The sequence below is a fragment of the Rhodanobacter sp. UC4452_H20 genome, from assembly GCF_052978205.1.
Window position 1 is genome coordinate 97,963 of the sequence record NZ_CM129662.1, and the last position, 16,440, is coordinate 114,402.

16 protein-coding genes are annotated in these 16,440 nt (G+C 65.8%); 3 read left to right on the top strand and 13 right to left on the bottom strand.

Translation table 11 applies throughout. The annotated features are described in order from the left end of the window. Positions 1–99 precede the first annotated feature (99 nt). Both ACVCMC_RS00395 and ACVCMC_RS00400 read right to left on the bottom strand, forming a co-directional pair. Positions 100–1,464 carry a hypothetical protein gene (locus ACVCMC_RS00395; RefSeq protein WP_447098289.1) on the bottom strand — a complete coding sequence of 455 codons (1,365 nt, stop codon included), beginning with the start codon at positions 1,462–1,464 and terminating at the stop codon, positions 100–102. A 637-nt stretch (positions 1,465–2,101) separates the two neighbouring features. After that, on the bottom strand, positions 2,102–4,522 hold the full coding sequence (locus ACVCMC_RS00400; RefSeq protein ID WP_447098290.1) for a TonB-dependent receptor: 2,421 nt from the start codon (positions 4,520–4,522) through the stop codon (positions 2,102–2,104). Between the two features lie 141 nt (positions 4,523–4,663). On the opposite strand from ACVCMC_RS00400, the gene ACVCMC_RS00405 reads away from it, so the two are divergent. Continuing rightward, the gene (locus ACVCMC_RS00405) at positions 4,664–6,256 is read left to right on the top strand and encodes a tryptophan halogenase family protein (protein ID WP_447098291.1); all 1,593 of its coding nucleotides are present in this window, start codon (positions 4,664–4,666) and stop codon (positions 6,254–6,256) included. Between the two features lie 37 nt (positions 6,257–6,293). Here the strand turns inward: ACVCMC_RS00405 and ACVCMC_RS00410 are convergent, their stop codons facing one another. The 6 genes from ACVCMC_RS00410 to ACVCMC_RS00435 form a co-directional block, all read right to left on the bottom strand. Continuing rightward, the gene (locus ACVCMC_RS00410) at positions 6,294–7,841 is read right to left on the bottom strand and encodes a GH39 family glycosyl hydrolase (RefSeq protein WP_447098292.1); all 1,548 of its coding nucleotides are present in this window, start codon (positions 7,839–7,841) and stop codon (positions 6,294–6,296) included. Between the two features lie 140 nt (positions 7,842–7,981). After that, entirely contained in the window at positions 7,982–8,407 is a 426-nt protein-coding gene (locus ACVCMC_RS00415) for a cupin domain-containing protein (protein ID WP_447098293.1), read from the bottom strand. Between the two features lie 26 nt (positions 8,408–8,433). Beyond that, positions 8,434–9,165, bottom strand: coding sequence for an ion channel (locus tag ACVCMC_RS00420; RefSeq protein WP_447098294.1), 732 nt, complete (start codon positions 9,163–9,165; stop codon positions 8,434–8,436). Between the two features lie 155 nt (positions 9,166–9,320). Beyond that, a complete protein-coding gene (locus ACVCMC_RS00425) occupies positions 9,321–9,722 on the bottom strand; it encodes a VOC family protein (protein ID WP_136257895.1) in 402 nt (133 codons plus the stop codon). A gap of 131 nt (positions 9,723–9,853) precedes the next feature. Continuing rightward, the gene (locus tag ACVCMC_RS00430) at positions 9,854–10,585 is read right to left on the bottom strand and encodes an anti-sigma factor family protein (protein ID WP_447098295.1); all 732 of its coding nucleotides are present in this window, start codon (positions 10,583–10,585) and stop codon (positions 9,854–9,856) included. Next, positions 10,582–11,073 carry an RNA polymerase sigma factor gene (locus ACVCMC_RS00435; RefSeq protein WP_136257897.1) on the bottom strand — a complete coding sequence of 164 codons (492 nt, stop codon included), beginning with the start codon at positions 11,071–11,073 and terminating at the stop codon, positions 10,582–10,584. The genes ACVCMC_RS00430 and ACVCMC_RS00435 overlap by 4 nt, the downstream gene beginning before the upstream one ends. Positions 11,074–11,194: 121 nt before the next feature. Here ACVCMC_RS00435 and ACVCMC_RS00440 point away from each other — a divergent pair, with 121 nt between their 5' ends. Both ACVCMC_RS00440 and ACVCMC_RS00445 read left to right on the top strand, forming a co-directional pair. Beyond that, positions 11,195–12,436, top strand: a complete 1,242-nt coding sequence (locus ACVCMC_RS00440) for a S8 family serine peptidase (protein ID WP_447098296.1) — start codon at positions 11,195–11,197, stop codon at positions 12,434–12,436. Positions 12,437–12,542: 106 nt separating this feature from the next. Beyond that, complete coding sequence (locus ACVCMC_RS00445) at positions 12,543–13,538, top strand: hypothetical protein (protein WP_447098297.1); 996 nt, start codon at positions 12,543–12,545, stop codon at positions 13,536–13,538. Between the two features lie 294 nt (positions 13,539–13,832). On the opposite strand, the gene ACVCMC_RS00450 is transcribed toward ACVCMC_RS00445, so the two are convergent. The 5 genes from ACVCMC_RS00450 to ACVCMC_RS00470 form a co-directional block, all read right to left on the bottom strand. Then, entirely contained in the window at positions 13,833–14,177 is a 345-nt protein-coding gene (locus tag ACVCMC_RS00450; RefSeq protein WP_395119908.1) for an antibiotic biosynthesis monooxygenase, read from the bottom strand. Between the two features lie 291 nt (positions 14,178–14,468). Then, a complete protein-coding gene (locus tag ACVCMC_RS00455; RefSeq protein WP_447098298.1) occupies positions 14,469–14,981 on the bottom strand; it encodes a hypothetical protein in 513 nt (170 codons plus the stop codon). Positions 14,982–15,035: 54 nt separating this feature from the next. Beyond that, entirely contained in the window at positions 15,036–15,416 is a 381-nt protein-coding gene (locus tag ACVCMC_RS00460) for a hypothetical protein (protein WP_447098299.1), read from the bottom strand. Positions 15,417–15,483: 67 nt separating this feature from the next. Further along, positions 15,484–15,828 carry a hypothetical protein gene (locus ACVCMC_RS00465; protein WP_447098300.1) on the bottom strand — a complete coding sequence of 115 codons (345 nt, stop codon included), beginning with the start codon at positions 15,826–15,828 and terminating at the stop codon, positions 15,484–15,486. Between the two features lie 66 nt (positions 15,829–15,894). After that, positions 15,895–16,143 carry a hypothetical protein gene (locus tag ACVCMC_RS00470; RefSeq protein ID WP_447098301.1) on the bottom strand — a complete coding sequence of 83 codons (249 nt, stop codon included), beginning with the start codon at positions 16,141–16,143 and terminating at the stop codon, positions 15,895–15,897. Positions 16,144–16,440 lie beyond the last annotated feature (297 nt).

A 16,440-nucleotide genomic window follows, 5' to 3' on the forward strand; every position in this document is an offset into this window, starting at 1 on the left:
GATGCATCCAAACCGTCCGAAGGATGCGAGAGAGGCCGTGGCGGGCGAACGCTTGCGTTGATTCGAAAAATATTGACTTTGAGAACAACAGCGGGAACCTCACCGCGAATTTTTGAGTGGGTTCCTATGGCTGCGTGCTTGAGTCTCTACTGGCTCCAGCGTCTCTCCTTCTTGGTCTACTTGTAGACGCCACACCAATTTGCCTGTGCCAGTTTGGGAAGTCAGGCGATAGGTGTTCGGTCGGAGATACAAAATGGGTTTCTCGCCTTCCAATACAAAAAGACGATCAGCCGGAACGGCGTCCGCCGATTCCAAAATGTAGGTGGCCGATACCAGGCATGGCGCTAGCCCATTGCACACCGAGCCAGGCAGCGTGACCTTCCGCCGGAATCCGTTCAGTGATAGCCAGCTCGTCCTTGCGCCGCGCTGATTGTTCATCAGATTGAGAACCGTCACGTCCGTGCCTTTTTTATAGGCCCAATACTCCGAATTTGACGATCTGCTCATGAAAACAAATGGATATGATTTCGACCACGTGGTGCCTTCACATCCACCCCAACCATCTATCTGGTCAACGGAGGTAATTTTGTAATTTCCCATGGTTCTCAATCTGTCCGCCATCCAGCCACCGGTCTTCCAGATGTGGGAATAACCAGCTATGACGAGCAGTCGCTCATGTGGATGTTCGTCCAAGAAAGCCTTCAGGTTTCGAGCCTCCTTCTCTTCGCGATCGTCCCGCGACGAGAAGTTCCTTGGATCGTACGCAACCAAATTGAATCCAAGTTGGATCGAATGCCGGATGAGTTCGCCAAAAACCGGTTCGCGCAGATAGAACCCGGCCTGATTGGAGTCGAGCGGATAACCCCGCGTAACCAGATCTCTGTCATCGAGGGGTAAAACTGAAGCTCCTGCGACCCACCCCGGCATGTCTTTCGGGCCCGCCAAAGCCTCGAAAGCGACGTTCCGGAAGCCCGCCTTGCGCAGTATTGGAAGCATTCGGAGGATGAGTGCGCGCGTCCCAATCTCCGAGTGCGATTCGTTGATCATGAGCACCCGGGAATCGAGCGCGACGCTGGTGATAGCCTCCTTCAACGGAACAGACCGGTACCCGTCAATTGGGCAACTACGCGGTTTCGTTGCCCCGGGGAAGGATTCCCGGAAGTGGATATCTGCATCCTCATAACGGCCGTTCATTGCATCGTACATCGATAGCATCTGAGCGGCGTAATTGCGGTGCGGAGGATCGATCTCTGCATATAGATGGCGCAGAGCCATATACGTCTCGAAATTGTCGGCGGCCCCGCGAGTGAAGGCCTTCAATGAGTCATTGAATCTCTGGAAGGGAGGAGGGGCTGCGGCAGCGCCAAAACTGGCTACACACAGGAAAGCCGTCGCATAAATCGCTCTTGCGAGTGCCAGCACTCCGTCTCGATGCGTCGCGCATTTGTTATTGCGGTATGTCATGTTTTCGCTTCTCACGGTATCCGCAGACCGCTCCAAGGCGGAATCGCCCAGCAGCCGCGACAGGGCGGGCAAGATGGCCTCGCGGGCGGCACAGGGGCCAGCGCATATCTTTCATCCGGCACGTGAGATTGGTACTTCTGACGCTACGGCGCGAACAGGGACTCGCATCGGGACCCCCTTGATGAGAGCGTTCGCAAGCGCTGGCAAAGTTGTGGCATCCGACACCTGGTCCAGCCACCCGTGCGCCCTGTTGATTGCATTCCATGAATCACGATAGCCCTTGCTTGTCGACGATGAAAGTTGGGCCGACCAGCAAGTATCGCGGCATTGGAAGCCGCGATCACCTTGCAACATGTAGCGGGCGATCGCTTGCGACAGTTCCAGGACCGCGCCCGGCGTGCCGTCGATAGGGCCGGCCGACGCGCTCAATCGTGCGCTCGGGCAAGAAGCGGGCCGCATCCACATCGGCCACGGTCAGAGGAGGCAGTAGAGCTACGCTGGCTTCCATGCACTCGCATGAGGTCGCTCAGGCTGGATCACTTCGCGTTTGCAGCCGGCAAAAAAGGATGCCCCGTTGCCGGGGCATCCAGTGGCGACCGCAGGGGAGGGGCCTGTCGCCGGTGAAACGAATGGCTCCTTAGAACCAGAACCCGAACTGCACGCCGTAGGTGCGCGGCGGCAGGTACTGGGAGGTGAACGCCACGCTGCCGTCGGCGAGCAGGGTGCTGCCTGCCGCGTTGCTCTTCACCTTGCCGTCGGTGACATTCTGCACGTAGGCGTTGATGTACCACTTGTCGCCGGGCTCGGTGTAACGCAGCGAGAGATCGCCGCGCGCGTAGGCCTTCTGCTTGTCGCCTGCGCCGAAGTTGAACCAGCTGAGCCACTGGGCGCTCTGGTACTGCGCGCTGATCCGCGGCGTCAGGCGGCCGCCGCTGCCCAGCACGAAGTCGTGCTCGTAGATGGCGGTGAGCGACACGTTGGGGGCGTGCGGCAGGTCGTTGCCGGAAATGTCCATGCAGTTGTTGCTGATGGTCGACTCCGGCGGGCAGATCGTCGGCACGTAGTAGTCGTTGCTGGCGGCGTACTTCTCCGTGCCCAGCTTCTTCTCGGGGATCACCGACAGCACGAGGTTGGCGCGGTCGTTGGTCGACTGCCAGGCCAGCTCCGATTCGAAGCCGGCCACCTTGGTCTTGCCGCCGACGTTGGAGAAGCCGAGCCCGTGCGAACCATCGGGATAGGTGACCGGTGCCGACAACTGGTAGTTCTTGAACACTTCGTAATACGCGGCGCTGTTCCAGGTCAGGTGGCCGTCGAGGAACGCGAGCTTGGCGCCGATCTCGTAGTTGGTCAGCGTCTCGGGCTGGTACAGGGCACCGCCGTCCTGGGTGCCGCCGGATTTGTAGCCGGTCGATACGCTCGCGTAGATCATGCTGTTGGCGCCGACGTCATGGTTGATGCGCAGCAGCCAGGTGGGCTTGCTCTTGCTGTAGGTGGCGTCGTTGTGCTGGCTGATGGCGAAGCCGACATCGCCGGGCTGCTGGCCGGGCGAGATGGGCTGCTGCGGGTAGGCCGGGTCGTAGGCCCAGCCCCAGTTGACGCCGCCGCGGTTCTCGCGCTTGTCGTGCGACCAGCGCGCGCCGCCGGTGAGGTGCCAGCTGTCGCTCATGTTCCAGGTGGCCTGGGCGAAGGCGGCGGTGGCGGTGACCCGTTCCTCCGGCTGGATGAAGGAACCCTGCCAGCTGACGGTGCCCTGCTGGGTGCCGTTCATGATCGGGATGTCGAAGCGGATGTTGTTGTTCTCGTGCTCGTAGTACGCGCCGAGAATCCAGTCCAGCGTGTTGTCGCCGCGGGACTTGAGGTTGAACTCGTGGCTGGAGCTGAGATAGTTGGAATGGTTGGTGCGGTCTTCCTGGTACACGCCGTTGGTGGTGAAACTGGTCGGCACGTTGACGCCGCCGTCCTGGTCGAAGTCGCTCTTGCCCGAGTAGCGGTTGAAGCCCGCCACGTAGGTCAGTTCGAGGTTGTCGTTGATGACCCAGTCCATCCGGCTGCGTACCGAGTGCGAGCTGCGGTCCAGGTACGGCGCCACGTCGATCAGCGCGGACCAGAAATCCTGCCCCGCACGCGGATGCTGCATCAGGTTCATGCCCGGCGTGCCGCGATCCTTGAAGTACTCGTACGACAGATCCCACAGGAAGCTGTCGCTGGGCCGCCAGCGGGCGCTCACGCGCGCGGCGGACTGGTCCTGGGAGTTGTACTTCGGGCCCTTCTGCACGAACAGGTTGGTGTCGATCGGCCGGAAGTTGGCCGGATCGCCGCCGGAGGCGAGATAGTTGGCCTGCTGCTGCGCCAGCGTCGGGATCTGCCCCACCGGGTTCTGGTAGTCGACGTAGCCATCGTGCTGTTCGTGCACGGCGGCCACGCGCACCGCGAAGGTGTTGCTGATCGGCAGGTTCACCGCCGCGCGCACGCCGCTCTGGTTGTAGTTGCCCAGCCCGATGCTGCCGTTGCCGTAGAAACCGCCATCGATGTCGGGCTTGACGGTGTTGAAGCTGATCGCGCCGGCGGTGGAGTTGCGGCCCCACAACGTGCCCTGCGGGCCGCGCAGCACTTCCACGCTGTCCATGTCCAGCAGCAGGCTCGCGGCGGCCTCGGCACGCGGGGTGTACACGCCGTCGACGAAGGTGGCGACCTCCGGATCGGCATACTCGGTCTTGGCGCTGTCGTTGCCGATGCCGCGCAAGGTCAGCGTGACCACGCCGTGGTCGCCCTGCGAGGTGCCTTGCAGACCGGGCACCAGCTTGGTCAGGTCCTGCACGGTCATCACACGCTCTTTGTCGAGCGTGTCGCCGCCGATCGCGGTGATGGCGATCGGGGTTTTCTGCAGCGGCGTCTCGCGCTTGGTCGCGGTGACCTGGACGGCATCCAGGTTCTTGACCTTGCTGGCGGAGGGAGCTTTCTCCGTCGGCTGGCTTGCCTGCTGGCCTGCCGCGTGGACCGCGGCCGATGCAAATACAGCGGTCACGGCGATGTACAGCGCGGAATAGCGAAGTTTCATGGTCTCCCTCTCCCCAATATCGTGAGCTTGCGGTAGGCTGATTGATAGCGCTGTCAACTTCAATATGACAGCGCTGTCAATTCGGATGCTACTGCGAATATCGCGAATTTGCTTGCTGCATGGCAGCAGGGGAGAAAATCCATGCCACGTCTCAAGAAGGTGCTGGTCGTCGGGGGTGGCACGGCCGGCTGGCTGGCCGCCTGCTACCTGGCCAAGGCGATGAACAGCACGGCGCCGGAGAGCGTCCAGGTGGAGCTGGTCGAGTCGCCGAACATCCGCCTGCTCGGCGTGGGCGAGGCGACCTTTCCCTCGATCCGGGGCACGCTGGCGGCGATCGGCCTGGACGAACGCCGGTTCCTGGTCGGCGCCACGGCGACGTTCAAGCAGGGCATCCAGTACGTCAACTGGGTGCGGCCGCCGGGCATGCCGGGAGCGGATCGTTTCTTCCATCCGTTCAACACGCCCAGCCGTCGGCCGGGCAGTCCCGAGCTGTTGCCTTACTGGTTGCTGGGCGCCGCCCCCGAAGGCACGCCGTTCGCCGAAGCGGTGACCATGCAGAGCCGGCTGGTCGATCACGGGCGCGCACCAAAGCACGCCTCCGATGCCGATTACCAGGCACCGATGAACCATGCCTACCATTTCGACGCGGCCGCCTTCGCCGCCACCCTGGCCGAGCACGGCCAAGGCCTGGGCGTGAAGCGCCATCTGGCGACGGTCGAACGCACGGAGCTGGACGAGCGGGGCAATATCGCGCGGGTGGTCACCACCGAGCTCGGTGCGCTCTCGGCCGACCTCTACGTGGATTGCACCGGCCTGCGCGGCAGCCTGATCGGCGGCGCCATGCGATCGGCGTTCCGCAGTCGCCGCGACGTGCTGTTCGTCGATCGCGCGGTGGCCTTGCAGGTGCCGTATCCGGCACCGGACACGCCGATCCTGCCGTATACCCGGGCCACGGCGCAGCCGGCGGGATGGGTCTGGGACATCGGCCTGCAGAAGCGCCGCGGCATCGGCCACGTCTATTCGTCCCGGCACATGGATGCCACGCAGGCCGAGGAGATCGCGCGCCGTTACGTCGGTGCGGCGGCCGATGCGCTCGAAGCCCAGCACCTGCAGTTCGAGACCGGCTATCGCCCGGAACACTGGCGCGGGAACTGCGTGGCGGTCGGGCTGGCCGGCGGCTTTGTGGAACCGCTGGAATCCACCGGCATCGCGCTGGTCGAGCTGGCGGTGTGCATGCTGACCCACCTGTTCCCGGCCGATCACGACGACATGGAGCGCACGGCACGGCGCTTCAACGAAATGATGGTGGCGCGCTACGAGCGCATCATCGACTTCATCAAGATGCATTACTGCCTGTCGCAACGGCGCGACTCGGCGTTCTGGATCGACAACGCCAACCCGGCCAGCATTCCGCAGACGCTGCGCGATCGCCTGCAACTGTGGCGGCGTCGCCCGCCGCACCGGCTGGACTTCGTCACCGACCTGGAAATGTTCATGCCGGCGAGCTGGCAGTACGTGCTCTATGGCATGGAGTTCAGGACCGACCTGGAGCACGCCCGCAGCGCCTACCCGCAGATGGACGAGGCGCGGCGCGAGTTCGCGATGATCCAGCAGGTGGCGGGGCGCGCGCTGCAGGATCTGCCGGATCACCGGGCGCTGGTGGAGCAGTTGTGCCGGCAACATGCGCAGCGAAATCCGGTTCGCACAAACGAACCGGTGGCAGTCGGCGGTTGACGCCTCCGGCGCGCGCGATGCGCGCCGGGCTCCGACCTCAGCGCAACTCGACCACCACCAGCCCCTGCGGCGGAATGTCGAGCTGCAGCTTGCCATCATGCAGTTCGACGCGCTGCGGCGGCGCCATCTCGCCGGCCTTGCGCAAGGCGGCGATCTGCGCGCGGCTGGGGAAGTCCGGGCGACCCATCTGGTCGAACGCGGCTACCGCGTTGCCGTGGTTTTCGTCCAGCCGCCACACGGTGGCATGGGCGCCGGCGGCGAGGTTGCGCACGTCGACGCTGAAATGCCTGTTCGTGCCCCGGGGCTTGCCGGGCGTGTAGCTGGCGGTGTCGCCCACTGGCGGGGCGTAGTTCCACAGTGCCAGCACCACGGTGCCGTCGTCGCGCCTGGTCACCAGGGCCGAGTCGGAGTCCGATTTCAGCTGGCGATCGCCCAGCTTGTGCAGCATCGCGAAGGCGTTGAATGCGGGCTTGGGGATGCGTCGCGCGGCGATCAGGCCGAAGCCGCCGTAGAACGGATTGCGCACGATGCCCTGTTCCTCGAACACGTCGGAGAACGACCAGTAGCTCATGATCTGGATCTTGCCGGCGCACTCGCGGATCGTGTTGGCCATCCACGGCCCCATGAACACGGTGTCGGTGACGTTGGGCAGGTTGGCGTAGCTGGCGTTGTACTCGCTGAACACCAGCGGCATCTGCGGGTAGGGCGAGGCGAGGATCTCCTTGTGCACCTTGTCCACCGTGCGGCAGACCATGTCGCGGCGCGGGATGTGCTCGTCGCTGTGGAACACGTTCTGCGCGGTGTCGTCGCCGTAGACGTGGGTGCTGAGGAAATCGACCGGCACGTTGTTCTTTTTCGTGTGCGCCAGGAAATCCGTGGCCCACGCGCCCTGTGCGGTGGCCGGCCCGCCGACGCGCAGGCGTGGGCTCACCGCCTTCAGCGCGCGGGCGGTGTGGTCGTACAGCGTGTAGTAGGTGGACTGCTTCGGTTCGCCGGCCCAGAAGCCGATGTTCGGCTCGTTCCACACCTCGAAGTACCAGCTGGCTACCTCGTCGATGCCGTAACGCGCGACCAGGTGGCGGGCGAAGGCGGTGATCATCGCGTCCCACTCGGCGTAGTTCTTCGGCGGCGCGCGGTTGGGGTGATACCAGAACTCCTGCAGCTCGTTCGGGTCGGAGGTCAGTGCCGGCGGCATGAAGCCCAGCTCGATGAAGGGCTTCACGCCGTGCTCGAGCAGGCCGTCGTAGATCTGGTCGATGTAGGAGAAGTTGTAGCGGATCGAGCCGTCCGGGTCGCGGTTCACCATGCCCACGTCGTGGTCGAAGATGCCGTGGAAGCGGATGTAGCTGAGGCCGGTAGCCTCGCGCACGGCGTCCAGGTCCTTGCGGTAATCGTCGCGCAGCGACAGCGAGGCGCGGCCGGAGCCGAACATGGTTTCCCAGAAGTGCGGGAACGGCGTGCCGGCGGCCTGCGCGTCGACGCGGATCTGCACGGTGGCCGGCGTGGCCGCGAGGGCGGAGCCAACCAGCAAGGCGCTGGCGCACAGGCCGAGCAGGAAATGGCGGAAGGCGGCCGGGAGGCGCATCGGGGGATTCCTCGTCGTCAGCGGAGCTTGGGTCGGTGGGGTCGGGCGCGCGCGATGTAAACGTTTACGTGCCGACTGCCGCAGTATCTTGCAGTCGGCGTGCGACGTCCAGTGAGCCCCGTCCGCCCGGCCGGCGCGAGTCAACCGGACCGGGCGTCGCCCAGCGGGTTGTCGGCAAACCAGGCCACCAGTTCGTGCATCTTCCGTTCGAAGCCAGCGGGCGTGTTGATGCACAGGAAACCGCATTCGGCGGCGTCGCGATTCTCGAAATCGTGCGGCGTGCCACCGGGGATCAGCACCCAGCTGCCGCGCGGCGCCGGCGCCCACTCGCCGTCGATGCAGACGCTGAGCGTGCCGGCGAGGACGTAATAGATGTGGTCGTCGTCATGGGCATGGCTGCCCGGCCCGCCGGTGCGCGGCTGCAGCCACCACTCCGACAGCGAGTAGCGCTCGGCAGTCTGCGCGCCATCGGCATGGAATACCGCGCGCATGCGGCCCATGTCGTAGCGGCGGCCCTGCGCCGGTCGCGTGATCAGCGGCTTGCGGGTGGCGTCTGGCGCGTTCATGCGAACCTCCTCATCCGGTCGAAAAATCACGATTCTCCGCGCTTGCCGCCCGCTGCCGACGGAGCGATGGTGAGCCCGATCAGCCGCGAGACCACCAGCGCGAGATACATCACGCCGACGAACATCTCCAGGCTGGCCACCGCGCGCGCATGCACCGTGATCGGGATGACATCGCCGATGCCGGTGCTCGACATCAGCGCGAAACTGAGAAACAGCAGCTCGGTCCAGGTGCGCGGCGCCTGCGGGTCGACCGCCGCGGAGAAACAGCCCGGCTGCAAGGTCTGGCACAACACGAACACATAGGTAAACGCCCACACCAGCAGGGTGAAGGTGGCCCCGGCGGCGAACAGCTCGTCGGTGGTGGCGCGCCGGTCGGCCAGCATGTACGCGATCAGGCAGCCGGCCGCGTAGAAGTAGAACAGCGCCTCCAGCGCCGCCCACCAGGGCCGCAGCGCCGGCAGCTCCAGCGTCAGGCCCATCACGTTCAATACCACTGCCGGCACCGCGATCGCCAGGCTCACCCAGCCGCGTCCGCGCGTGCGCTGCACCATCGCGATCGTCAGCAGCAACACCACCACACCGAACGCGCCGAACAACGCGCGCGCCGAATGCGTCTGCTCGATGAACGGATACAGCAGCAAGCCGGCCAGCTGCACCAGCAGGAGGATCGCCGAGGGATGGCGGATCACCGTGGCCACCCAGCGTGGCCGGGCGATGCGCGAAGTGTGGTGGTCGGAGGCGTTCGCGGTCTGGTTCATGCGTGCTCCTGCGTTTCAACGAAAGGAAGTTCGAACGCGGGAATTCGTCTTGATCTTGCGGGGCGCACCAGGGATTCCCGCGTTCGCTGGGATGACGTTACTGGGCCTTCCGGGCTCTCCGCGCGGCTCGGCACAAGACATCTTCTCGCCCGCTCTCACTCCTCCCGCCTGACGCGATGGCTCGCGCACAGCTTGTTGCCGTCGGGGTCGCGCACGTAGGCCAGGTACAGCGCGCCAAAGCCGCTTTCGCGCAGCCCGGGCGGCTGTTCGATCGAGGTGCCGCCGTGGGCCACGGCGGTGTCGTGGAACGCGCGCACCTGTTCGGGCGAGTTGCACTTGAAGCCGATCGTTCCGCCGTTGGCGAACGTTGCCGCGCCGCCGTCGATCGGCTCGCTCACGCAGAAGGTGTTGCCGTCGTGCCGATAGAACAGGCGGTCGTGGCCGGTGGCGGTCCGGTCGCGGTGCGGTTGGCCCGCTCCCAGCGTACCCAGCACGGCGTCATAGAAGCGCTTTGCCCGTTCGATGTCGTTCGAGCCGACCATCACGTGACTGAACATGGCGTATGTCTCCGCATTGGAAGGTGGCGGCCGGCCGACGGTCGGGCGCTGCCTAGCCTGCACGGCAGCGGACCGGCGATGCAAGACCGTCGACGGCCGCAGTCGCGCAGTCCGCGTGATGGGCTGCACGGTTACTGCCAGCCGGCGTCGCGCGCTGCGCGCTCCTGTTTCGCATCGAAGACTTCGCCGCGCAAGCGGGCGTCGATCGCGGCGCGCACCGCGCTCGGCAAGTCGCTGGCGGCCTGGCGCAGTTCGCCGTCGTCCCCGGGCGAGGGCGCCGCGGTGAGCACGGGCACGCTCCAGCCGCCGTCACCATGGCAGGCGAGCCCGGCGCGCGCCGGTGCACGATGCAGCACGAAGCTGCGGCAGATGTGCCCGTCGTTGCTGCGGAAACTCAGGCCGATCGCCACCTGCGCATCTGCTTCCGGTTCGCTTGCCAGCGCATGATTCAGCGCTTGCTCCAGCGGACCGGCGGCAAACGACTGGCCGCCGTGCATGCGCAGCATGTCGCCGCCGGCGCGCGGCCACCACAGGGCCACGGCCAGCAGTGCCACCGACGCGGCCAGCGCGGCGCCCACATACCAGCGCCGTGGTGCGCGGCGATGCATGGCGTGCGCATGACGTCCACCGGCGAGCGCCGGCGCGGCGGGCGGCTGCAGCAAGGCGGACAGCCGCGCCGGCACCGGCTCGTCGAGCACCGGGTCGAACGCGGCATGCAGTTGCGCGCGCACGGCACGCGCCTGCTGCACGCGGTGGGCGAGCACGGCGTCGTGCGCCAGCGCGGCGTCGACGCGCGCGGCCGCGTCGGCGTCGAGTTCGCCATCCACGTAAGCCTGCAAGGTGTCGTCGTCGATCGCGTTCATGCTTCTTTCCCAAGGTGGGCCTGCAAGGTGGCGCGGGCGCGAGCCAGGCGACTGGTGACGGTGCCCACCGGCACCTCCAGCAGCTCGGCGGCCTCGCCGTAGGACATGCCCTCGACCAGCACCAGGGCCACCACTTCGCGATGGTCCGGCGGCAGCGCCGCCAGCGCCATCGCCAGTTCCAGTTGCTGCGCCGGCTGCGCACTGGCGCGGTCGGCCGCCATCTCGCCGGCTTCCTCCGGCGCGAACAGATGCTGCGAACGGCCGCGCGCGCGCAGTTCGTCGCGCCAGGCATTGCGTGCGATCGCGAACACCCACCGATCCAGCGCGGCATCCGGCCGCCACTGCGCGGCACGAGCGAGCGCGCGCTCCAGCACGATCTGCACCAGGTCGTCGGCGTCGGCGGCCTGGCCGGCCAGCGCCCGCGCCAGCCGGCGCAGGCGCGGCAACAGCGGGATCAGTCCTTCGCGCACGGCGTCGCTCGAATTCACGCATCACCTTCCATTACGTCTGGAGGGGTGGATTCCATCCCTCGTGCGCGTCGGCGCGGTTCGAGGGCGTAAAGCGGACCCATGCTAGCATCCGGCCCCGTTGCTCCCGAGGCCGTTGGCCATGCCCATGCGCCGTCCGTCCGCCGTGTTCGTTTTGCTGCTGGCCATCGCCTCGATCGGCGTGGCGCCTGCGCAGGCGCAGGTGCTCGGCCCGGTGCAAGGATTGCCGAACGTGCAACTGCCCGGCGCGCGTCTGCCCGGCTTGGATCCCGTTGCGCCCTTGCACAGCGTCGACGACCTGCTGCGCGGCCCGCTCGCCCTCACGCGAAAAGTGCAGATCGACACGCTGCGGCGCAGGGAGCCTCGGCGCGTCGACATCGACCCGCACGGCGCGCCGGTCCTGCGCGGCGAATTCCTCGCCACCGGCCTGTCGACGGCGCAACGCGATGCCGCGCAGGCAGCCGGTTTCGTGGTGGATCGCGAAACGTCGGCGGATGCCACGCTGGGGCTGGACTTCGTGGTGCTGCACGACACCCGCGACCGCCGCACGTCCCGCGCCCTGCGCGCCCTGCAGCGAGCCGCGCCGGGTGCAGCGTTCACCTACCAGCACCTGTACCTGCCCGCCGGCGAGGGCGACGCGGCCCGCGTCGCGACGGCAGCGGCGCCGTCGTCCGTTGCGCCATCGCAACGCGTGGGGCTGATCGACGGCGGCGTCGATCCCGGCGATCCCGCGCTGGCGCACGCGCGCATCGAGCGGCACGGCTGCACCACGGCGAATCCGTCGCGGCACGGCACGGCGGTCGCCGCGCGCCTCGTCGCCGGCGACGCGGACACGCTGTATGCCGCCGACCTGTGGTGCGGCGATGCGGTCGGCGGCGCCACCTCGAAACTGGTGGACGCGCTGGCGTGGATGGCGCGCGAGCACGTGGCGGTGATCAACATCAGCCTGGTCGGTCCGGACAACCCGGTGCTCGCGCGTGCAGTGCAGGCGATGATCGCCCGCGGCCACGTGCTGGTCAGCGCCGTGGGCAACGACGGCCCCGCGGCGCCACCGCTGTATCCGGCGGCGTACCCGGACGTGATCGGCGTCAGCGGCGTCGACGCGCACGACCGTGTGCTGCCCGAAGCCGGCAGCGGCGAGCAGGTGGATTTCTGTGCGTCCGGCGTGGTCGGCAGCGGCCGCAACGCACTGCGCGGCACCTCGTTCGCGGCGCCGATCGTGGCGCGAAAAGCGGCGCGACTGCTGGAAGCCCCGCGCACCGGCGCCGCGGCCCAGGTGCAGCAGCAGCTGATCGGCGAAGCGCGCCCGCTCGGCGCCCGCGGTCGCGACCCGCGTTACGGTTACGGCCTGCTGTCGCCCTGAAACTGAACGCCGCCCAAGCGTCACTGGCCGGTACGGAAGGATTCCCCCGGCAGCGACGTACAGGACCTTGGAAGCCGCGGATCGTCCGCTGGCAGGAGGTCCTACCATGCGCAACACGACTCTCATCAACAAGACTGTCACCATCGGCCTGCTCGCCGGCACGCTTGCGCTCGCCACGGCGATACCGGTGCATGCCCAGGTGCTGGGCGGCGCGCTCGGTGGTGGCATCGGCGGTGGCTTGCGCGGTTCCATGCCGAGCACCATGGACCAGATCGGTGGTCGCATCGACGGCGCCGCCCGCGGCATGGGCAATCTCCATGCTCCCGACGTGAACCCCCGTGCCGCCGAACGTCGCGCGCCGCACCAGCGTGCCGCGGCAGCCGCCGATGCGGCCACCGGTGCCGCCGCGCAGGCCACTCGCCAGGTGAACGGCCAGGCGGGCGCGGGTGCGGCCGGCAGCCTCGCCGGCTCGGTCGCCGCCAACCCCGCCGGCAACGGCAACGCGGTATTGAATGGTGCAGGCGAACTGGGTTCTTCCGTGAATGGCGCCATCGACGCCAGCGGTCCGCGCCGGGCCGCCACAGATGCCGCCGGTCAGGCCGCCGGCTCGACGCGTTCAGCCGTCTCGACGGCCAAACGCGGAACCCGCAACGCGCTGGATCGCGTGCAGAGCGCCCCGGCGAACGCCGAAGCCGCGGCCAGCGCGGGCCTGGACAGCGCCGGGAGGGCGATCGCCAACGGCGCCCAGTCGGTCAGCGCGGACGGCTCGCTCGGCGCGGCTGCCGCAGGCAACGCGGCGCGGACCAGCCCGGTAACCACGGACGCCGCGCAACAGCCGTCGAATGACTCGACGCCCCCGTCGTCGGGCCTGCTACCCCAAGCAGCGGATGCCGCACGCCGCGCCGGCAATGCATCGCTTGACGTCTCCGGCTCCGGCGCCGCCCACGGCACCACCGACGCCAACGCCGGCCCGGCCGCCCAAAGCAACGGCTCGGCCAACGCCGGCGGCCACGCCAACGCCCACGGCTCGGCCCGCGGCGGCCTCTCCGCCTCGGCACAAGCCAACGGCGACGCCGGTGCCAGCGCGGATGCGCAGCACTGAGTCCGTAGTGCAACTTCCGCGGCCTGCCGCGAACCCTGTCCCGGGTTCGCCGCAGGCCGCGGTTCGCTCCCCGCCTTCATCGCGGCCCGCGCCGGGATGGCGAGAAGGCAGGCGGGCAGGAGGCAGCGGACGAGGATCGTCGCAGGGGTGAGAAAGAGTGCGCGATGCATCCAGTTGACACGCGAAAGGCGGCACCGGAGCCGCGCTTCGCGAACGTGCCGCGCAAACTGCAGCAAGAATCAGGCCCGCAGGAATCCCGCTGGCGTGCAGGCCGTCCATGGCTGCCGCGTCATTTCAGATGCCCTCGCGATGCAGTGCATCGAGGTAGTCGGCCCTTGTGTCGAGCGTGATCTCCGGAAGGCTCTCCGCGATGGCTGCCTTCATCCGGCGGCTGGCTTCCTCGTCGAGAGGACCGAGCGCAAAGATGTCGCGGCGCACCTGCGCGCTGGGCCACTGCGCATAGCTGTACCACAGGCCGTCGGAACCGCGATGCAGGCGAGAACCGAGCGAACCGCGCAACCGAAGCAACTCGGTGATACGGGACCAGCCTTGCACGAAGTCGTCCTCGGCGCCGGCATGCAGACGCCAGCGATACAGGACGATGAAGCAGTCGGTGGCAGCGGACGGTCTCGACGTCATTGCAGTCTCGGGCTGATGACTTGCGCGTGAGTTGAACCCGGCGCGAAGCTGGGCGAAGCACGCGATACGGCAAACCGGCACGAGCTGCCGGCCAACGCCTGAATTGAGCCGAGCCGCGAAGCGGCTTCGGCTTGAATGAATTTTTAGCCCGACATTCTTCAGGGTCGATCTTGGCCAATGCCGCCTCGCGCGAGCGAACCATCGAACGGTTCATTTGGTGATCACGCAAGGTCCCGCAACCGACGAGTCCGGTTAGAAGAACTGCGGCTGCGAGAATCTTCCACATGACCCCTAACGCTTGGGTTGAGCGGCGGCGTAGCCGTCCGCCCCGAATGGGTGGTTAGAACCCAACGCGCGACGCCAAACGAAGAAGAACGCCAGCGCACCCGCGAAGCCATGCAACCCGAAGAACACAACGCTTTGTGCGTAGCTGAGCCAGCCATACAAAGTCTTTTGACCGTTTACAACGAAGTCTACTGGTGTGCCGTACCAGTTACCTCCCGACGAAAATCCAGCGTACTCGGACCAACCATAGACGGCTACCGGGAGCGCAGCGACAACCAAACCAATTGTGCCGAGAGACCACCACGACAGGTACTTGAAGTGCCGAAGAAGCAGGAGCGAAGGAACGCCAACAACGACGACGAATGGCACGGCGAGAACCGCAGCAAACATAGGGATACCGAACAACTCGTTTGGAGAGACATGGCCGCCAGCTATTAGTACTGGCAAAAGGAACCACGCAAACAGAACGAAAGGCTGGATCGCAATTGCTGCAATGGTGGCGAGCAAGATGGCTTTCATTGGCTCTAACGCTGGAATTGAGCGGCGGCGAAGCCGTCCGCCGCGAATGAAATGTTAGATAGCTGGCGCACTGCGCTGCGCGCGCTTGGCAAGAGCCTGACCAACGAATACACCAATTACTACTGCCAGTGCGGACAACACAATGCCGAGCAGGTTGATTTGAGCAATAGCCAAGAAAGACGCCTGACCAGCCGGTGCGGCGATGAAGTAGAGGAGACAGACGACGAGAAGCCAGCCCACGAACCACAAGCCGAGCGCGGGAAAGACAAAACCCCGACGCGCTATGAAGGAACCGATTGTGGTTGCGAGGAAGCCCAGAACAATCGATTGCAGAAGGGGATTAAAGGTGAAGTTGGCCAAGGATATCAGCTCACCAGCTACGAGACCGAATACAGCCGCCGCGGCGAGGCCAGAAAGGATTCTCTTCGTGTCCATTGCGAACTCTCCTGTGCGATGACGCTGGAGTTAAGCGGCGGCGAAGCCGTCCGTCTTGAACGAGCTGTCAGACATAGGCCCAGACAGCCCACGTGCCTATTGGAACTAGCGCAAACAGCACCACGATGCCCAGACATCCAGAGCCCCGCCCTGACGAACCACGTACACCATAAGACTCGTGCTCTTGCGGCGAATGCGACTGGAGCCACTTGTGGTGGCAAGACTGACAGAAGAATTTTGTCTTGCCATTGCGCCATGCCTCTGCAGTGCGGTTGGTGTGAAGTGCCTGTACACCGCAGCGACCACACTTGAAGGACTTGGAGGGCGGCATGCGCTTTGGAATGAGCTTGCCGATGAAGCCGACCACGATCACCAAGGCGACGCCAATGCCCAATATGGCCTCAGTACTCATCAGACAGCATCCCTATGCCTAACGCTGAGTTGAGAGGCGGCGAATCCGTCCGCCTTGAACGAACGGTCAGGCATCGCTGCCGCGATCACCCTGCTGCATTTCTGGTGTGTCCTTGCAGATTGCGCAGTGCTGACCTCTACGAGATTGATAAAGTCTGCCCACCGTGAACATGATTGCCGTGATGGCGCCCCATATTGCAGCTTGAGTCACGGAGTAAGACAAATCATGGCCTTTGAGCATTTGCGCTGCGCCGATGATGACGAACGCGCCAACGAGAACGGTAAAAAAGCGCTTGATCCAGAATGCGGTACCCACCGAGATGCTCCCCATGAGGCCTAACCGCCAAGTAGACCCAACAAAGTGGGTGTTGCTCAGAGTATGCGGCGGTGCCCCTGCTCGCACAAGCAGACGATTCTCGCGTTGGAACAGGGGTTTGCGTGCATGGCAGGCGGGGCAGGGTGTGGGCATCTCCCGTTGTTGTCAGCGACTTTCGGGCCGGCATGAATTGCCGGAGCACGCATGACGGTGTAACGGCGGCGCAGAGTCTGCGCTTGGTCTGGCGGAAACTGTATGCCTTTCGTTCCGGCGCGTCGGTTCGCGGCTGCGACGGGG